Annotated in this window: 15 protein-coding genes; 7 read left to right on the forward strand and 8 right to left on the reverse strand. The window is 69.2% G+C overall.

The genetic code is table 11. The features are described 5' to 3' along the window. Window positions 1–53 precede the first annotated feature (53 nt). The gene (locus OG959_RS25195; protein ID WP_442805618.1) at window positions 54–758 is read left to right on the forward strand and encodes a FadR/GntR family transcriptional regulator; all 705 of its coding nucleotides are present in this window, start codon (window positions 54–56) and stop codon (window positions 756–758) included. Window positions 759–796: 38 nt separating this feature from the next. Here the strand turns inward: OG959_RS25195 and OG959_RS25200 are convergent, their stop codons facing one another. The 3 genes from OG959_RS25200 to aspT (OG959_RS25210) are packed head-to-tail and all read right to left on the reverse strand — an operon-like array spanning window position 797 to window position 5856. After that, window positions 797–2458 (reverse strand): bifunctional aspartate transaminase/aspartate 4-decarboxylase, encoded by a 1662-nt coding sequence (locus tag OG959_RS25200; protein ID WP_326661965.1) that lies wholly within the window; start codon window positions 2456–2458, stop codon window positions 797–799. Window positions 2459–2475: 17 nt separating this feature from the next. Beyond that, a complete protein-coding gene (aspT, locus tag OG959_RS25205; protein WP_326661966.1) occupies window positions 2476–4179 on the reverse strand; it encodes an aspartate-alanine antiporter in 1704 nt (567 codons plus the stop codon). Then, entirely contained in the window at window positions 4180–5856 is a 1677-nt protein-coding gene (gene aspT, locus OG959_RS25210) for an aspartate-alanine antiporter (protein ID WP_326661968.1), read from the reverse strand. It abuts the gene before it with no gap. 678 nt (window positions 5857–6534) lie between these two features. On the opposite strand from aspT (OG959_RS25210), the gene OG959_RS25215 reads away from it, so the two are divergent. The 5 genes from OG959_RS25215 to OG959_RS25235 all read left to right on the forward strand — a co-directional run bounded on the left by OG959_RS25215 (window position 6535) and on the right by OG959_RS25235 (window position 12882). Then, entirely contained in the window at window positions 6535–7863 is a 1329-nt protein-coding gene (locus OG959_RS25215) for an ABC transporter substrate-binding protein (protein ID WP_326661970.1), read from the forward strand. A gap of 229 nt (window positions 7864–8092) precedes the next feature. After that, complete coding sequence (locus OG959_RS25220) at window positions 8093–9082, forward strand: carbohydrate ABC transporter permease (RefSeq protein WP_326661972.1); 990 nt, start codon at window positions 8093–8095, stop codon at window positions 9080–9082. Between the two features lie 15 nt (window positions 9083–9097). Further along, window positions 9098–10018, forward strand: coding sequence for a carbohydrate ABC transporter permease (locus OG959_RS25225; protein ID WP_219569510.1), 921 nt, complete (start codon window positions 9098–9100; stop codon window positions 10016–10018). Between the two features lie 122 nt (window positions 10019–10140). Continuing rightward, window positions 10141–11601: a GH1 family beta-glucosidase gene (locus tag OG959_RS25230; RefSeq protein ID WP_326661975.1), complete on the forward strand. Its 1461-nt coding sequence runs from the start codon at window positions 10141–10143 to the stop codon at window positions 11599–11601. Between the two features lie 249 nt (window positions 11602–11850). Continuing rightward, entirely contained in the window at window positions 11851–12882 is a 1032-nt protein-coding gene (locus OG959_RS25235; RefSeq protein ID WP_326661977.1) for a LacI family DNA-binding transcriptional regulator, read from the forward strand. Between the two features lie 81 nt (window positions 12883–12963). Here the strand turns inward: OG959_RS25235 and OG959_RS25240 are convergent, their stop codons facing one another. Then, on the reverse strand, window positions 12964–13335 hold the full coding sequence (locus OG959_RS25240) for a winged helix-turn-helix transcriptional regulator (RefSeq protein ID WP_326661979.1): 372 nt from the start codon (window positions 13333–13335) through the stop codon (window positions 12964–12966). Window positions 13336–13427: 92 nt separating this feature from the next. Between OG959_RS25240 and OG959_RS25245 the strand changes: the two genes are divergently transcribed. After that, the gene (locus OG959_RS25245; RefSeq protein WP_326661981.1) at window positions 13428–14267 is read left to right on the forward strand and encodes an SDR family oxidoreductase; all 840 of its coding nucleotides are present in this window, start codon (window positions 13428–13430) and stop codon (window positions 14265–14267) included. A 240-nt stretch (window positions 14268–14507) separates the two neighbouring features. Here OG959_RS25245 and OG959_RS25250 read toward each other — a convergent pair whose 3' ends face one another. The 4 genes from OG959_RS25250 to OG959_RS25265 all read right to left on the reverse strand — a co-directional run bounded on the left by OG959_RS25250 (window position 14508) and on the right by OG959_RS25265 (window position 17360). Further along, entirely contained in the window at window positions 14508–14690 is a 183-nt protein-coding gene (locus OG959_RS25250) for a hypothetical protein (protein ID WP_326661983.1), read from the reverse strand. A 555-nt stretch (window positions 14691–15245) separates the two neighbouring features. Further along, window positions 15246–15551 (reverse strand): hypothetical protein, encoded by a 306-nt coding sequence (locus tag OG959_RS25255; RefSeq protein WP_326661985.1) that lies wholly within the window; start codon window positions 15549–15551, stop codon window positions 15246–15248. Between the two features lie 228 nt (window positions 15552–15779). After that, on the reverse strand, window positions 15780–16616 hold the full coding sequence (locus OG959_RS25260; protein WP_326661987.1) for a helix-turn-helix domain-containing protein: 837 nt from the start codon (window positions 16614–16616) through the stop codon (window positions 15780–15782). A gap of 9 nt (window positions 16617–16625) precedes the next feature. Further along, window positions 16626–17360 carry a DUF6879 family protein gene (locus tag OG959_RS25265; protein WP_326661989.1) on the reverse strand — a complete coding sequence of 245 codons (735 nt, stop codon included), beginning with the start codon at window positions 17358–17360 and terminating at the stop codon, window positions 16626–16628. Window positions 17361–17700: the final 340 nt, after the last annotated feature.

The raw sequence follows: 17700 nt of genomic DNA on the forward strand, positions 1-17700 counted from the left end.
TACGTCATGATCGGTACAGTAGTCAGAAACCAAGTCCTCAGACAACCTGACAGGTGAATCCCGTGTCCTCGCTCGGCCCGCTCCACCCCAGCCCCCTGGTCGAACAGGCGACACGTCATCTGCGCGCGCAGATCACCGAGGGGCACTGGCCGGTCGGCACGAAGATCCCCGGCGAGACCACACTCGCCAAGACGCTGGGCGTGGGCCGCTCCACCGTGCGCGAGGCGGTGCGTACGCTCGCCACGCTCGGGCTGCTCCGGTCCCGCCAGGGCGCCGGTGTCTTCGTCATCGCCGACCACGAGGCGGAGGAGTGGCCGGTCAGGCTGCGGCGGGCCGCGGTCACCGACGTCTACGAGGTCCGCATGCTCATCGAGGTCCAGGCCGCCCGCCTCGCCGCCCGGCGCCGCACCGACGAGGACCTGATCGCCCTGGACGCGGCGCTCGCGGCCAGGCGGGCGGCGGGCGCGGGCCCGGACGACGCCGCGTTCGTGGACGCCGACATCGCCCTGCACCGGACGGTCGTGGCGGCCGCCCACAACCCCGTACTCACCGATCTCTTCGCCGAGTTCGCGCCCGTGCTGCGGCAGGCCCTGATCGACCTGGTGGACCTGCTCGGGCTGCGCCGCGGCGACCCGCACCACGGTGACGCGCAGCACCGGGCGCTGGTCACCGCCGTGGTGGCGGGTGACGCGGAGTCCGCGGGCCGGGCCGCCCAGGCGGAGCTCCAGCACACCCTGGACCGCCTGCGCGCGGCCTGATCCCGCTCCCCGATCCGGTCCGATCCGAACGAAGGGGCCTACGCCGCCCCGGTCCCGGAGGCCCGCCACTCCTGCGCGTACTCGTCGAAGATCGCCCGCAGCTGGTGACCGATCTTCAGGTAGTCCAGGTCGTCCAGATTGGCCAGGGAGACGCGGACCGACCACTCCGGTCCGTCGAAACCGCCGCCGTTCAGCAGGACCACGGACGTCTGCTCGGCCAGCCGGAACAACGGGTCGACCGGCTCGTAGTTCTGCTCCAGGTAGTCGGCGAACTCCTTGCCCAGGGTGCGTTCCGCCTCGGCCAGCAGGTCCAGCTCGATGTAGTACGAGGCCCGCTTGGGGTCCTCGGAAATCTTCATGTGCGCGCCCTCCAGCAGGAGTTCCAGGCGCTGCCGCACGATGGCGCGGATCCGCTTCTTGTACTCCTGGCCCTCGTCCAGCATGTCGAAGAGGGAGAAGAGCGTCATCATCACCTGCTGCGGCAGCGAAAGCCCCGCCGTGTGGTTGAGCGCCACCTGACGGGAGTCCGCGACCAGCCGGTCGATGAACCGCATCTCCTCCGGATGCAGGGACAGCGACCCGTACCGCTTGTCCAGGCGTGCCTTCTCCTCGGCACCCTGCGCGGCCAGCAGGTCGTCGATCACGTTGTCGTCGTGCAGTCCGATGACGCCGAGCCGCCAGCCGGTGGCGCCGTAGTGCTTGGAGTACGAGTACACGAGCAGGGAGTTGCGCGGCAGGTCGGCGGCGAGGGAACGGAAGCCCTCGACGAAGGTCCCGTAGACGTCGTCCGTCACGACGATGAGGTTCGGGTTCTGCTCGGCGACGATGCCCACGATCTGCTCGGCGACCTTCGGGGCGAGCGCCAGGGACGGCGGATTGCTCGGGTTGACGCAGCAGACCATCCGGACGGACGGGTCGGCCAGCTTGGCGATCTCCTCCGGCGGGTAGCGCCACTGCCGCACCCCGGTCTCGGTGAACAGGTTCGCCTCGACGTGCACGACGTCGAAGCCGTACGTGTCCAGTTCGGGGATCTCCAGGTACGGGGTGAACACGGGCACCATCAGGGCGATGCGGTCGCCCTTGTGCAGGATCCCGTTCTTCAGGAGCGAGTCGAAGATGTAGCACATCGCGGCGGTGCCGCCCTCGGTCGCGAACAGGCTGAGGTTCTGCCCCTCCGGCGGCCGGTGGTCGAACATCTCGTCCGCCACGTACCCGCGCACGATCTGCTCGACATGCGGCAGGATCCGCCCCGGCACCGGGTAGTTGTCCCCGATCGACGAGTCCGCCAGCTCGTGGACGAACGCGTCGGGCACGAAACCGAAGCGCTTGACCGCCAGGTCGATGCCCGCCTGCAGCAGCTCGATCCCGGGCAGCTCCGGATGCGTACGCACGAAGTGCGCGAAGCGGTCCGCGCAGCCGGCCTCCTCCGGCATCCCGCCCAGGTTGTCGGCCGTCCAGACCCGGCGGGACTCTGCGATCGCGAAGTAGCCGAGCGCGTGGTACGCCTCCCGGGGGCCGGTGGCGACCCAGTTCGGGTTGCCGCGGCCCGCGTTCAGCATGGCCCGGATCGTCTTGCCCTTCTGGCCGGGCTTGTCGCTCTGCTCGGACTGGGCGATGGTGATGAATCTGTCCTTCAGCTCGAACGGGCTGAGCTGGGCGAACGAGCGGATCTCCGCACGGCTGAGGCTGGCCTTGGGCATGTCTGCGCTCCCGCGGTTCAGTGGTTGAGGATGACGATGACGGCGCCCCACACGGTCAGCAGCACATTGCCGACGGCGTACGGGATCGTGTAACCGAGCGTGGGGATCTGGGACTTGGACGTCTCGTTGACGGCGCCGATCGCCGCCGTGGTGGTCTGGCCGCCGGCCAGCACCCCCATCAGGATCGGGAACCTGATCCTCTGGATGTAGTGACCCACCAGGAATCCGACGAGCAGCGGCACGACGGTGGCGACGGCCCCAAGGAGCAGCAGCCCCCAGCCCGCCGACGAGAGACCGCTGGTGAAGCTGGGGCCGGCGTTGATGCCGACCACCGCGACGAACATGCACAGGCCCAGGGTGTCCATGAACCACTGGGCGCCCGGCGGTACGTTCCCGTACGTCGGGTACTTGCCCCGGATCCAGCCGAAGACCAGACCCATGATGAGCCCGCCGCCCGACGTGGACAGCGAGATCGGCACCCCGCCCGCGGTCAGCGCCGGAATGCCGATGCAGCCGCCGAGGAAGATGCCGAGGCCCACCCACACCATGTCCGTCGCGAAGCTGGTCGGCACGGGCTTGCCGAGCTCCTTGCCCGCCGGGCCGACCAGCCGTTCCGGACCGGTCAGCACCAGCGTGTCGCCGCGCTCCACCGGGGTGGAGAGCCGGAAGGGGAACTCGGCGCCGGCGCGGTACAGCTTCTCGATGTAGACACCGGCCATGAACGGCTCCCGGCGCAGCGCCTCCACCGACCTGCCCAGCTGCGCCTTCTCGGACGCCACCACGTGCAGCGTCTCGGTCCGGTACCCGAGCAACGCCACGTCGTCCGCCTCCGGGCCCACGTGCGTACGGGCGTCGAAGTCCACCAGGTCGTGCCGCAGCGCGCTGACCGCGACGGTGTCGCCGTCCCGCAGGACGAGGGACTGGGTCTGCGGCAGGATCGTTCCTTCGCGCCGGACCTGGGTGATGTACACGCGGCGGCCGAGTGCCTGCTGCTGGGCCTCGAAGTCGGCGATGCTGCGGCCGACGAGGTCGTGGCGCTCGACGACGTAGGCGCGCAGCACGGTCTCGTAGTAGCCCTCGCCCTCGTCCGGGTCCTCGTCCGGGGCGTCCAGCTCCGCGGCCAGTTCCGCGCTCTCCTTCGCCAGGTCCCGGCGGTAGAGCCGGGGCAGCACGTTGGCGAGGAGCATCGCGCAGAGGATGGTGCCGAGCGGATACGTGACGGCGTACCCGACCGCGACCAGGTTCTGCTCCGACTTCACTTCGGCGGAGGAGAGACCGGGCAGGGTGCCGATGGCGTCCTGGGCGACACCGATCGCCGCCGACTGGGTGAGCGCGCCGCTCATGAGCCCGGCGCCGAGGCCGGGTCCGTAGCCGAGCAGGACGGCGAAGAGCCAGGAGACCAGCAGCCCGGTCACACAGACCACGACGGCGTTGACGACCTGCGGCAGCCCGTCCTTCCTCAGGCCCCGGAAGAACTGCGGGCCGACCCGGTAGCCGAGTGCGAACAGGAACATGATGAAGAAGAGGTTCTTCACCGTGCCGTCGATCTGGATCTTGAACTGTGCCCCCAGGACCAGGCCCGCGACCAGACAGCCCGTCACGGCACCGAGCGCGATCGCCCTGTAGCGGACCTTCCCGATCAGGAATCCCAGCGCGACGACCAGGAAGACCAGCAGTTCGGGATGGGGCGTGAAGATGTTGCGGTTGAGGAAATCGATCATTCAGGCCCCCAGGACGCCGACGAGGATGGGACCGGTCAGAGGCAGCAGGAAGTTGGAGAGCGCGTACGTGATCGTGTAACCGAGCAGCGGCACCGAGCTCTGCGCCACCTGGGTGATGGAGGTGATCGCCGGGGTCGAGCACTGCTGGCCCGCGATGGCGCCGATCAGCAGGGGCTTCTCGATCTTCAGGACCGTCAGCCCGACGATCAGGGAGATGGTCGCGGGGATCAGCACCATGGCGATCCCGGCGAACGGCAGGAGCGCGCCGTACTCCTTCAGCAGCGGCCATGCCTGGGGCCCGGCGGTCAGCCCGGTGCAGGCGATGAAGATGGCCAGACCCAGGTCCTTCAGCGTGTTCGCGGCCTGCGGGGGGAAGGCCCCGAAGGTCTGCCTGCGGGAGCGGAACCAGCCGAAGAGCAACCCGGAGACCAGACAGCCGCCGCCGGTGCCGAGGGACAAGGGGATGTCACCGATCCGGACGACGATCTGGCCGAGCAGCGAACCCGCCACGATGCCGAGGCCCAGGTAGACGAAGTCCGTCGCGTCGTTCTTCACGACGGCGCCGATCTTCGCGACGAGCTTGTTGAGGCCCGCGCGCGCACCCACCAGGGTCAGCACGTCACCGCGCTCCACCTGCGTCTCGGCCGACGCGGGCAGATGCTGGTCGTTGCGCAGCACGTCGGTGATGTACACGCCGTCCCGGCGGAACTCGGGGTGGTCCCGCTCCAGCTCGGCGATGGTCGACCCGGCGGTGGCCTTCTCGGTCACCGCGACCTGACGGGTGGCCAGCGGGGTGTCGAGGCCGGGCACGGCCGGGGTCTCCGGGCCGATCGCCCGGCCGGCCGCGATGATCCCGCGCCGCCGGCCCACCAGTTGGACCAGATCGCTCAGGGTCAGCTCCAGGTCGGGGGAGGGGTCCAGCAGCACACTGCCGCGCTTGACGCCCTCCACCGTGACGCCGCCGCCGAGCGAGGCCTCCAGCTCGCCGATCCGGCGGCCGTCCGCCACGGTCACCAGAAAGGTGCGGCCGACCGTCCTGGGCAGCGCCTCGCGCTCGTCGGACTCCAGACCGCGGACGCCGCCGCGCATCTTCTCCCAGAGTTCGCGCGAGGCGTCCGCCAGGTTGATGCGCAGCAGCATCGGCATGATCTGGCTGGTGTACAGCACGATGGTGACCAGGCCGAAGAGGTAGCAGACGGTGTACGCGGTGGCCACGTGCCCCTGGTACTGGGTGATCTGGGTGGCGGTCAGGTCGTCGAGCTTGCCGATGGCCTCGGTGGCCGTACCGACCACGGCGGACTCGGTCGCCGCGCCCGCCAGGATGCCCGAGGCGGTTCCCACATCGAGGTCGAACGCCTTGGCCAGGCCGAAGGCGATGCCGAGCACACAGACCAGTTCGATCAGGCACAGGGCGAAGAAGCGCAGGCTCCTGCGGTTGAGGTTGGCGAAGAACTGAGGCCCGGCCAGATAGCCGAGCGAGAAGATGAACAGCGCGAAGAAGACCGTCTTGACGTCCTCGTTCACGCTGACGTGCCGGGTGCCGATCAGCAGCGAGACGATCAGGGTGCCGCAGATACCGCCGAGCGTGATGGGGCCGACGCGGATCTTGCCCACGAGGTAGCCGAGGGACAGACAGAGGAAGAGAGCAAGTTCGGGATGGTCGCGGACTACTCCCATCAGGCGTCACCCATCCTGGGTGACAGAAGTGATCATTAGGCACATAAGGGTGAAATTAACAGAGTGTGAGATGACCGGCATGTCCGGTTCACTGGTGTCGCTGGAGCCGTAACGGCGACCCCGGGGGGCGTTGTTCGGTCATCGGCCCGGCTGCTGTTCTCGGCCACCGTTCGGTGATCGGCTTCGGGGAAAGAACGCTGAGGTGCCTCTGGGTGGCCCCTGGGTGCGGCACCCCGTTCACCTTCCGGCGGGCGCCGCCCAGGGAATCGGGGGTGGGGAGGGGTGTTTCGGGGGCGTGCCGGAAAACTGGTGCGATCAGGGCCGCTTCCCGGCCATGGCTGCAAGATCCACTCTCAACAGGGCTTTCACCTGCGGGAATTCAGGAATCACTCCATCCGCTTCCCTTAAGTGTGCGCTTTGGCAAGCCTTCGGCCGGACACGGTCTCGTGACTTGCAGGACACGCTCGCGCAACGGAAGCGTCTTCAACTCTTGACACCCACCCCTCCCAGGCAGCAACCTTCCGACATCGGCGCATGGGAGCGCTCCCACATCGCATGAGGAAATCTCGTGCGAACGGCACTGCCCGTGTCCTCCCCCCTGAACCAACTGGCACCCGCACTCACCAGCGCGTATGCCACGCAGTGAGCCAGTCCCACCCTGGAACAAGGAGTAGTGGAATGCGTATCACCCGCACCGTTGCCGGTCGCAGCCGCAGAGTCGCGGTTCTGGCCACCACGGGCCTGACCGCTTCGGCCTTGCTGCTGACCGGCTGCGGCAGTGACTCCGACTCGTCGGACGACACGTCCTCCGACGCGAACGGGAAGATCACGCTGACCGTCGCCGACTTCGGGCAGTTCGGCTACAAGGAAGCCGGCCTCTTCGAGAAGTACCACGAGCTGCACCCGAACATCACGGTGAAGGAAGACACCACCGCCGATGAGAAGGTCTACTACCCCAAGCTGCTCCAGCAGCTGAACTCGGGCAGCGGGCTGGCCGACGTCCAGGGCCTCGAGGTCGGGCGCATCAAGGAGCTCGTCGACACGAAGGCGGACCAGTTCGCCGACCTGAGCAAGGTCATCGACGTCAACGAGTGGGTGTCCTGGAAGGAGAAGCAGGCCACCACCAAGGACGGCAAGGTGATCGGCGCGGGCACCGACATCGGCCCGATGTCGCTCTGCTACAACACCGAGCTCTTCAAGAAGGCCGGTCTGCCGACCGACCGCAAGGAAGTCGCCGCCAAGATCGCCGGGGGCTGGGAGGACTACCTCAAGCTCGGTGAGGAGTACAAGAAGAACGCGCCCGAGGGCACGTACTTCATGGACTCCGCGAGCGCCATGTACAACGCCGTCGTCAGCTCGAACGCGAAGCAGTACTACGACGAGAGCGGCGAGGCGATCTACAAGGACAGCCCCAGCGTCAAGCAGGGCTGGGACCTGGCGGCCGAGGCCGCGGACAAGAAGCTGACCCAGGGCCTCGCCCAGTTCAGCGACCCGTGGAAGGCCGCCCTGCGCAAGAGCACCATGGCCACCGTCGCCTGCCCCGCCTGGATGGCCGGTCAGATCTCGGTGAACGCCGGTGACGCCAACAAGGGCAAGTGGGACATCACCACCGCCCCGGGTGCGACCGCCGCCAACTGGGGTGGCTCCTTCCTCGGAGTCCCGAAGGCCGGCAAGCACGTCAAGGAGGCCGGTGAGCTCGTCAAGTGGCTGACCGCCCCCGAGCAGCAGGCCGCCGTCTTCAAGGCGATCGGCAGCTTCCCGTCCAACAAGGGCGCGTACGACCTGCCCGACGTGAAGACCGCAAAGCTCGAGTACTTCAACAACGCGCCGATCGGTGAGCTGTACGCCGACGAGGCCAAGTCCATCCCCGAGACCGTTCTCGGCCCGAAGGACGGCATCATCAAGGACACCATCTCCACCCAGATCAACAACATGGAGCAGCGCGGCACCAAGCCCGACGACGCGTGGAAGGCAGCGACCAACGCGATCGACAAGGCGATCGGCTGACGGTCGTAGAAGCGGGCGGCCCCCGGGCCGCCCGCACCTGCGTGTCCCCACTCCATGGGGCACCGGGGCCGAGGAGCGGTAAGCCCCGCGGAGGGCTTGCACGGGGCGACCGGGTACCTCCCGGCCGCCCCGTGGAAGCCCACCGCACCCGCGTGTCGCCGACGGCCCCGGCCCATCCCGCCCGGCCCCGTACCCGGGTACCAAGCAATCCAGGGAAGGACTCCCGCCCGTGGCCACCTCGACTCCCACCCGGGACGCATACGCCCCGCCACCCCCGAAGAAGCCGGTGAGCGCCCGCCGGCAGACCTGGCGCAGCCGCCTCTGGCGGTTCGACGACAAGGCATCGCCGTACGCCTACATAGCCCCGTTCTTCCTCGTATTCGGCGCCTTTGGCCTCTACCCGCTGATCTACACCGGCTGGATCGCCCTGCACCGGGTCGAGATGACCGGCCTGGACCAGATGGAGTGGGTCGGCTGGGAGAACTTCGACAAGATCCTGCACGACTCGGAGTTCTGGACGGCCGTCAGCAACACCTTCCTGATCGGTGTCATGTCGACGGTCCCGCAGCTGCTCGTCGCGCTCGGCCTGGCCCACCTGCTGAACTACAAGCTCCGTGCCAGCACCTTCTGGCGGACGGTCATCCTCACCCCGTACGCCACTTCGGTGGCCTCCGCGGCCCTCGTCTTCGCCCTGGTCTTCCGGGCCGACGGCGGTCTGCTGAACTGGGCGCTGGAGTTCGTCGGCCTGGGTGACACCAACTGGGCCAACGGCCACTGGACGTCCAAGATCGCCATCTCCGTCATCGTGATCTGGCGCTGGACCGGCTACAACACCCTGATCTACCTCGCCGCGATGCAGGCCGTGCCGTCCGATCTGTACGAGGCCGCCTCGCTCGACGGAGCCTCGCGCTGGCAGCAGTTCCTCAAGGTGACGATTCCCTCGCTGCGGCCCACGATCCTGTTCACGATCGTGATCTCGACGATCGGTTCCATGCAGCTGTTCGGCGAGCCCCTGCTGCTGGAGGGCGGCACCCTCGGCGCGATCGGCGGCAACGAGAACCAGTACGAGACCCTCAGCATCTACCTCTACAACTACGGCTGGAACCTGGGGCATCTCGGTCCGGCCGCCGCAGTGGCCTGGGCGATGCTCGCCCTCCTGCTGATCATCGCCGCGGTCAACTGGCTCATCGGCCGCTTCGTACGCAAATCCGCGGTCTGACCGGGAGCGATATCCATGACCATCACCAGCCCCACCAAAGTCCCGGCCCCCGTCCTCCCGGCGCGCACCGCGCACCGTGCGCCGAAGCGCGCGAGCCGTTTCAAGCCCGGTGCCGGGCAGCAGCTGAAGGGCGGTCCCTTCGCTTACATCGCGCTGACCGTCGTCGGCATCGGCTCGCTGCTGCCGCTGTACTGGACCCTGGTGGCCGCGTCCCACACCCAGGACGAAGTACTGGCCTCCACGCCGCCGTTCCTGCCCGGCGACCGGTTGTTCCACAACCTCGACGCCGCCTGGAACCAGGCCCACCTGGGCAAGGCGATCCTCAACAGCTTCATCGTCTCCAGCTGCATCACGCTGGCGACGCTCTTCTTCTGCACCCTGGCCGGCTACGCCTTCGCCAAGATGCGCTTCCGCGGCCGCGGCGCCCTGATGACCGGCGTCATCGCGACGCTGACCATCCCGCCGCAGCTCAGCGTTGTCCCGCTGTTCATGATGATGTCCGACCTCGGCTGGAGCGGAAGCCTGGAGTCGGTGATCTTCCCGACCCTGGTCAGCGCGTTCGGCGTGTTCTTCATGCGGCAGTACCTGACCGAGGCGCTGCCGTACGAGCTGATCGAGGCCGCCAAGATCGACGGTGCGAGCAACTTCCGCATCGTGCGCAGCGTCGTGCTTCCGGTGGCCCGCCCCGCCATGATGGTGCTGGGCATGCTCACCTTCGTCCAGGCGTGGAACGACTTCTTCTGGCCCTACCTCGCGCTGAACCAGCAGAACCCCACCCTTCAGGTCGCCCTCGGCCAGCTGAAGGCCTCCTACACCCCCGACGAGAGCATCGTGATGGCCGGCGGGCTGATCAGCACGCTGCCGCTGCTCGTGGTGTTCGTCGTCTTCGGCAAGCAGATCGTCGGCGGCATCATGTCCGGTGCCGTCAAGGGCTGACCTCGCGTCGGCCCGCCTCTTTCCCCGGATGCCCCGCACGGCCCGCGCCCGCCCCGCGGACCGTACGGGCTCCGGAGTTCCACTTCCCGCCCCTGTCCGTCCACCCCTGGGAGCGCTCCCGCATGACTGCCGTACGACCCGACATCGCCCCGAAGCAGGCGCCCGAGGCAACGCGATTCCCGACGGGCTTCGTCTGGGGAGCGGCCACCGCCGCCTACCAGGTCGAGGGCGCCGCTGCCGAGGACGGCCGCACCCCTTCCATCTGGGACACCTTCAGCCATACCCCCGGCAAGGTCCACAACGGTGACACCGGCGACATCGCCGCCGATCACTACCACCGCTTCCGCGACGACGTGGCGCTGATGAAGCAGCTGGGGCTGAAGGCGTACCGCTTCTCGATCTCCTGGTCCCGGGTGCAGCCCACCGGCCGCGGTCCCGCCGTCGAGCGCGGTCTGGACTTCTACCGCAAGCTCGTCGACGAACTGCTCGAAGCGGACATCGCCCCCGTCGCGACCCTCTACCACTGGGACCTGCCCCAGGAGTTGGAGGACGCCGGCGGCTGGCCCCAGCGGGTCACCACCGACCGGTTCGCCGACTACGCCGCCATCATGGCGGGCGCGCTCGGCGACCGGGTCGCGACCTGGACCACCTTCAACGAGCCGTGGTGCTCGGCCTTCCTCGGATACGGATCCGGTGTGCACGCCCCCGGCCGCACCGAGCCCGCCGCCGCTCTGCGGGCGGCCCATCACCTCAACCTCGCCCATGGCCGGGCGATCGAGGTTCTGCGCGATCAACTCCCCGCTGGCGCGCAGACCTCGGTCACCCTCAACCTCCACCAGGTCCGCCCGCTGACCGCGAGCGCGGCCGACGCGGACGCCGCCCGCCGGATCGACGCGGTCGGCAACCGGATCTTCACCGGCCCGATGCTGCGCGGCGAGTACCCCGAGGACCTGCTCGCCGACACCGCGCACCTGGTGGACTGGTCGAAGCTGGTCCAGGACGGCGACCTGGCCGCGATCTCGCGCCCCGTCGACGTCCTCGGCGTGAACTACTACACGCCGACGCTGGTCTCCTTGCCGGAGAAGGGCGAGAGCGGTTCTGGCAACGATGTCCACGGCGCCAGCGCGTTCTCCCCGTGGCCCGGTTCCGAGCACGTCGCCTTCCACCTCGCCGAGGGGAAGGAGCGCACCGCGATGAACTGGTCGATCGACCCCGACGGCCTCTACCACCTGCTGATGGACGTCACCCGCGACCACCCCGGCCTGCCGCTGATGGTCACGGAGAACGGCGCCGCCTTCGACGACTACGTCTCGCCCGAGGGCCGGGTGGAGGACCCCGAGCGGATCGCCTACCTGCACGGCCACCTCGACGCCGTGCAGCGTGCGGTGGCGGACGGTGCGGACGTCCGCGGCTACTTCCTGTGGTCGCTGATGGACAACTTCGAGTGGGCGTACGGCTATTCGAAGCGCTTCGGCACCGTGTACGTCGACTACGCCTCCCAGCGCCGCATCCCCAAGGCGAGTGCCCACTGGTACTCCGATGTGATCCGGCGCCACGCCCTGCCGTCGGCGGGCCTTTCCTGATCCTTTTCCGATCCCTGCGCCACTTCTGAGACCCGGCCCCGTGCCGGGTCTCCGTCGTGTTCGCGGCCGTTTTCTCCGTCCACCCCCGCCACCTGCGCGGCCCCGTTGGCCACGCGCGTAGAGTGGGAGCGCTCCCACGATCTGGCCCGTGGAAGGGCGGGCCGGTCCCGTCGAGTGTCAAGGGAGCCAACGCCAGGACTTGGTTTGGTTATCCGACTGTGAGAAATTGACCGCGAACGGGAGGCAGCCATGACGGCAGCGCGAGTACGGAGCGGGGGCCGGCCCACGCTCGAAGAGGTCGCGGCACGGGCAGGGGTGGGGCGCGGCACCGCCTCGCGGGTCATCAACGGTTCACCACGGGTCAGCGCGCACACGCGCGAGGCGGTGGAGGCGGCCGTCGCCGAGCTCGGGTACGTACCCAACCGGGCGGCCCGCGCCCTGGCCGGGAACCGGACGGACGCCATCGCGCTCGTCGTTCCCGAGTCGGAGAGCCGCTTCTTCGCGGAGCCCTACTTCTCCGACATCGTCCGCGGCGTGGGAGCGGCCCTCGCCGACACCGAGATGCAGCTGCTGCTCACCCTCGTCGGCAGCGACCGGGAACGCCGAAGACTCGCTCAGTACCTGACCGCGCACCGCGTGGACGGCGTCCTGTTGGTCTCCGTGCACGCCGACGACCCGCTGCCCGATCTGCTGGAACAGCTCGGCATGCCCGCCGTCATGAACGGCCGCAGGTCCGCCACCGAGCCGCTGCCCTCGGTCGACTCGGACAACTTCGAGGGCGCCCGCGGAGCCGTCGAGCACCTCGTCTCCCGGGGCCGCCGCTCCATCGCGACCATCACCGGCCGGCTGGACGTCTACGCCTCCCAGCGGCGCCTCGACGGCTACCGCAAGGCCCTCGCCGACGCGGGCCACGAACCCGATGAGCGGCTGATCGCCCCGGCCGACTTCTCCGAGGAGGGCGGCGTCCGTGCCATGCGTGAACTGCTCGCCCGCCGCCCGGACGTGGACGCGGTCTTCGCCGCGTCCGACCTGATGGCCGCGGGCGCCCGCCAGGTGCTGCGCGAGGCCGGCCGGCGCATCCCGGACGACGTGGCCCTCATCGGCTTCGACGACTCGGCCGTGGCCCGTCACATGGACCCGGCGCTGACGAGCGTGCGCCAGCCGATCGAGGAGATGGGCCGGGCGATGACCCGGGTGCTGCTGGAGCAGATCGCGGGCGAGAGCGCCGAGCGCCCGCAGATCGTGCTGCCGACCGAGCTGGTGGTCCGGGACTCGTCGTGAGGGTGGCGGCGGGGGAAGCCGCGGGGATGCCGTCGGGTCGTTCCGCGATCGGCGGCATGAGCGTGCTCTGTGCGTACCGCGCTATCCCGCGCTGCTCGGTGACAGCCGCTGCGTGACCAGGTCGAACAGGTCCGTCAGCGGCTCGCGGACCTCCCGGCCGAACGCGGTCAGCCCGTAGGTGACCTGGGGTGGCGTCGTCGGCTCGACCTCTCTCCAGACCAGGCCGTCCTGGACCAGCGCGCGCAGCGTCTGGGCGAGCATCTTCTCGCTGATGCCCTGGATGCTCTCGCGCAGCTCGTAGAACCGGAGGCCGTTGCCGCGCAGCGAGATCAGCACCCAGACGCCCCACCTGCTGGTCACGTGGTCGATCACGTTCCGGGCGGGGCAGTCGGTGTGAAACACGTCATACGGCTTCCCCGCCCCGGCCTGCCTGTCCTGCACGCTTCCCGTCATGGCATGAGCTTACCCAAAGGTATGCCCTTACCAAAAGTTAGTCCTTGCTCCTAGCGTGCAGGCGACAAAGGGCAACCGACAGGGAGCAGATCATGATCGTGGTGACCGGGGCTACGGGAAACATCGGCCGGCCGTTGACGCAGGCGCTGGCCGAGGCGGGCCGAGAGGTGACGGCCGTGTCACGGCACACGGCGCCGGTGCCGAACGGCGTCCGTCACGTGGTGGCCGACCTGGCCGAGCCGGCCGGCCTCAAGCCCGCGCTGGACGGGGCGGAGGCACTGTTCCTGCTGCTCTCGGGCGACCTGCACGCCGCCGGAGCCGGCCCCGCCGACATCATCGGCGAAGCCGTGGCCGCCGGGGTCCGGCGGGTCGTCCTGCTCTCCACGCTGGGCGTGGTGACCAGGCCCTTCGGCTCGACGCGGATCGCGATGCGCGAGCTGGAGGACGTGCTGCGCGAGTCCGGCCCGGAGTGGTCCATCCTGCGGCCGGGCGGCTTCGCCTCCAACGCCCTGTGGTGGGCCGAGTCCGTCCGCACGCGACGGCTCGTCGCCGCGCCGTTCGGTGAGATCGGGGTGCCGGTCATCGACCCTGCGGACATCGCCGCTGTCGCGGCGGCCTGCCTGCTGGACGACCGGCACATCGGCGGCGCCTACGAGCTGACCGGTCCGGAGGTGATCACTCCGCGCGGGCAGACGGAGGCCATCGCCGCCGCGCTGGGCACACCGGTGACGTTCCACGAACTCACCCGCGCCGAGGCCAAGGCCGCCATGAGCCGGAGCATGCCGGGGGAGCTCGCCGACGACACCCTGGACATCATCGGTTCCCCGAGCCCGGCCGAGCTGCGCATCAGCCCGGACGTCGAGCGGATCCTCGGCCGCCCCGCGGGTTCCTTCGCCGACTGGGCCGCCCGCCACGTCGCCGCGTTCCGCTGACCGGTCGGCGCCGAGGGAACGGCTCCTCGCGCTCGCCGTTCCGCGGCCGGCCGACGGGGGCCCGACCGGAGGGGGCACCGCGACGCTGTCCGGCGGTTCTCGACCCGGGCACCGGGACCGTGGCAGCCGGCAACCCCGGCCGGGCCGACGGCTCGTCCACAGGGGGCGAGGCCGGACGGGGCGCACCCGCGCCCCGTACACCGGCCCTGTTCCGGTCCCGTCCTTCCCCGGGCGGCCTCGTCAGCCCGAGTCGGTGACCGTCCGCCCGTCCCGCAGTCCGATCACCCGGTCACAGGCCTCGGCCACCTGCCCCTCGTGCGTGGCAATCAGGACCGTGGTCCCGTGGCCGCGCCCGAGCCGCACGATCAGGTCCATGACCGCGGCCCCGGTGGCCGAGTCCGGGGCCCGGTCTGCGCGGCTCAAGGCCGCTCCGGAGGGGAGTGCTTGGCGTCGAGCTCTCGACGGAACCTCCGCCTGTGCTCGGTGCGGGGCAGGCAGTCCGGAGCCTGCGGCGGGTGGGCGTGGAAGTCCTGCCGGGCCGCTGACATCGAGTCGCCGACGGCAACCACGACGTACGCTCCCGTGATCACCCGATCGCAGTCGACGCAGATCACGGCCGCGCCTCCTGCCGACGGTCGTGCCTCCACTGCCGCCCCAGACGCAGACCCTCCGGGCACAGTCCAAGGCCGCAAAGTTCACACACGTACGTGTGGCCCACCCACTTCTTGTATGTGTCCTCACTCCGGTGCCGGGGCTGCATCGTCCTGCTGAGGTGTGAGTCACCGGGTACCTCTTTCGGGCAGGGCCGACAGCGTCGGGGAAAGATGAATACGGACGCGCCCTCGTACTCCGGTCGGGCCCCGAGATTGACGGCTGTCTTCGCTGTCAGTTCGGCTGAACACCAAACGCAGTTGGTGCCACGCAGCTGCTGGGCAGACAGTGATGCGACGGGCGGCAGCGGTTCCGTCAGGGGCGGGCTCAACAGAACGCCCCCGCCCGCAGCCGGCGACCCGGTCGGAACGCGGCGCCCAGCACGGCGGGGTCGGTGAGCCGTCCGGAGCCGTCCGGCTTCTCCAGCCATCCCAGGCCGTCCACATATCGTTCGGCCGGTGGGCAGCGGAGCGGCCGGCCGGCCGCGTGAACGCTCAGGAAGTCAACGCTCGCCAGCTCCTCCTCGGACCCGCACGGGACGAGCCACCATGCGAGGTCCGCCGACGGATGGACGAGCACCGGACCGAGCCGGTCCGGGCCGATGCGCTGCATCGCGTCGACCGATCGGCGCACGTCTGCTTCAACGGCCGTCCACAGTCGGCCCGAGTGCAGTCGGGCGAGTTCTCCGGCAGCCCATGCCCGGTGTGTTCTCACCGGGTCGGGGGAGGAGAGCGCCAGCCATTCCGATCCCGGAGTACGTGTCCGTGAGGCCATGACCTGCACGTTAGGGAGTCACGCGAATATGAGTCTCCGCTGATTCTCGAAAATTCTCCGGCACACCTTGGTGATTCCCGGCAATGCTCACGGGTGCACGATCTGGGCCCGCGCCCTGCTGATCAGTCGATGTGCCGTTGACCCGTACACCGCCGACGCGTTGAGTGCGTCCCACACCCGCTGATACACGGTCAGCGTCGGCTCGTCGTCCAGCCACAGCTCCGCGTGCCAGTCCTCGACGATGGCCAGCCGGTCGTCGTACATCCAGAATCCGGGGCCGGGCGGCACCGCGACCTGGGCGCCGAACGGGACGATGCCGAGCCTCACCGTGTCCAGCCCGATCACACCGGCCAGCCGGTCGAGCTGCGCGGCAAGGACTGCGGGCGGACACACTCCAGCGTGGAGTGCGGCCTCCCACATCAGGATGTGGAACGTCCGGCCCGGCTGGTACAGCAGATCCTGCCGACGCATCCGGGACCGCACCGCCTCGTCTATGTCCCGGGGTGCGCGGTGGAGTTCAGCGAACCGCGCGAACAGGGCACGGGCGTAGTCCGGGGTCTGGAGCAACCCGACGACCATGGAGCTCTGCCAGGCGCGCAGCTCGGTCGACCGCTCGTACTCGACCATGAGGGCGTCCTGCACCGGTTTGTGTCCGGCCCGCAACTGCCTGCGCCACGAGCGTGTATGGGACTCCAGCCCTTCCAGTCGAGCCTGAAGCTCCCCGGCGACTGCCGGGTGCCCGGTCGCCACCGCCCAGTCCTTGAGGTCCGTCGGCGTGGCCGTCTGCCGGCCCGTCTCCAGCTTGGACACCTTCGACTGCGGCCAGCCCAGGCGGGCCGCGAGGTCCCGGCCGGTGACCTCGGCGCGCAGTTCCCGTAGCCGCGCACCGAGAGACACCCTGGCCTGCTGATAGTCCGTGCTCACGTATCGAAGCTACCTCCGCGGCTGGTCGTACGGGGAGGCATGGTGCCAAGCGGCCTCGCGGACCTGCGCATAACGCAGGACCTCCACCGGGTTGGTGATCAGTTCGACGCCGGTCATCCGGTCCTCGTCGTCGAAGACCAGCAGAGCCACGACTCGGCTGTCGAAGACCCAGAAGTCCTCGGCCGGCAACCTCAACTCCTCTGCCGTGGACCGGGACAGCGTGCGGATGTCCTCTCCGACCGCCGTGTTCCGCCGCGCGTTGTCGAGGAGGTACAGCTGCCCCGGCGTGGGTGGCTCGTCCAGGATCCTCACCCTCTCGAACCTGACCCCGAGTTCCGACCGCTCCCGGCGGTTGGTGCACCATTCGTCGTCCAGGTCCCAGCTCACGGTCCGGCCCGCAGTGAACTCACGGTAGGTGTCGGTCGCCTCGTCGGAGGCGTACCGACGACGGGTCTCCAGACGCCAAGCGGAATGCTTCACCTTGGCGAACATTGCGCCGAATTCTTCGAAGCTGATCAGCTGCGGCACGTGCACCGGCTCCTTCGGCCCGAAGTTGGCGAGCAATTCGCGGGGCACGGTAACCGCGCCCTCGTCGGAGGTGAGGTTGTCCAGCTGGGTGAGTTCGCCGGGGTCGGTGACGCGGTCGCCCTGGACCACGTACCCGTCTGTTCCGGGGACCTCGTACAAGGTCGGGCAGCCGTCGTTGCCAGAGTTGGTGCCGACCTTGCGCAGGTAACGGGTCATTGAAGCCTCCTGGGTAGGGGTGCCGCGCACCGTACCCAGACAAGCCCTGGGTGCAACAGTGCGTAGAGAGCTGGATGCCGGGTGTCACGCGCACCCTTGCGGTTGGGCCATGCGCTGTTGCTCCCGGCCGCGCGGCGGGTCCGACGGGTGGAAGGATGGTGCATGGCGAGTCTTCTGCTGGGAGCAGGGGTCTGGCTGGTCCCGGCTTGGCGTGTCATTGCCTTGTCGGGGTGTCGGGCCCGGTGTGTCGTCACCGGCCCGGTTCCTATGGCCCCGACTCGGTGTGTCGCCACCAGGTCGGGGCTTTGTTGCACGACAGAGCGGGCTGTCTTGGCGCCAA

Source organism: Streptomyces sp. NBC_00385, from assembly GCF_035917155.1.
Taxonomy (GTDB): domain Bacteria; phylum Actinomycetota; class Actinomycetes; order Streptomycetales; family Streptomycetaceae; genus Streptomyces; species Streptomyces poriferorum.

Excerpts from the sequence above, each read along its gene's own strand:
- OG959_RS25200 (WP_326661965.1), bottom strand. The coding sequence starts at position 2,458 with ATGCCCAAGGCCAGCCTCAGCCGTGCGGAGATCCGCTCGTTCGCCCAG.
- aspT (WP_326661966.1), bottom strand. The coding sequence starts at position 4,179 with ATGATCGATTTCCTCAACCGCAACATCTTCACGCCCCATCCCGAACTG.
- aspT (WP_326661968.1), bottom strand. The coding sequence starts at position 5,856 with ATGGGAGTAGTCCGCGACCATCCCGAACTTGCTCTCTTCCTCTGTCTG.
- OG959_RS25215 (WP_326661970.1), top strand. The coding sequence starts at position 6,535 with ATGCGTATCACCCGCACCGTTGCCGGTCGCAGCCGCAGAGTCGCGGTT.
- OG959_RS25225 (WP_219569510.1), top strand. The coding sequence starts at position 9,098 with ATGACCATCACCAGCCCCACCAAAGTCCCGGCCCCCGTCCTCCCGGCG.
- OG959_RS25230 (WP_326661975.1), top strand. The coding sequence starts at position 10,141 with ATGACTGCCGTACGACCCGACATCGCCCCGAAGCAGGCGCCCGAGGCA.
- OG959_RS25235 (WP_326661977.1), top strand. The coding sequence starts at position 11,851 with ATGACGGCAGCGCGAGTACGGAGCGGGGGCCGGCCCACGCTCGAAGAG.
- OG959_RS25240 (WP_326661979.1), bottom strand. The coding sequence starts at position 13,335 with ATGACGGGAAGCGTGCAGGACAGGCAGGCCGGGGCGGGGAAGCCGTAT.
- OG959_RS25245 (WP_326661981.1), top strand. The coding sequence starts at position 13,428 with ATGATCGTGGTGACCGGGGCTACGGGAAACATCGGCCGGCCGTTGACG.
- OG959_RS25265 (WP_326661989.1), bottom strand. The coding sequence starts at position 17,360 with ATGACCCGTTACCTGCGCAAGGTCGGCACCAACTCTGGCAACGACGGC.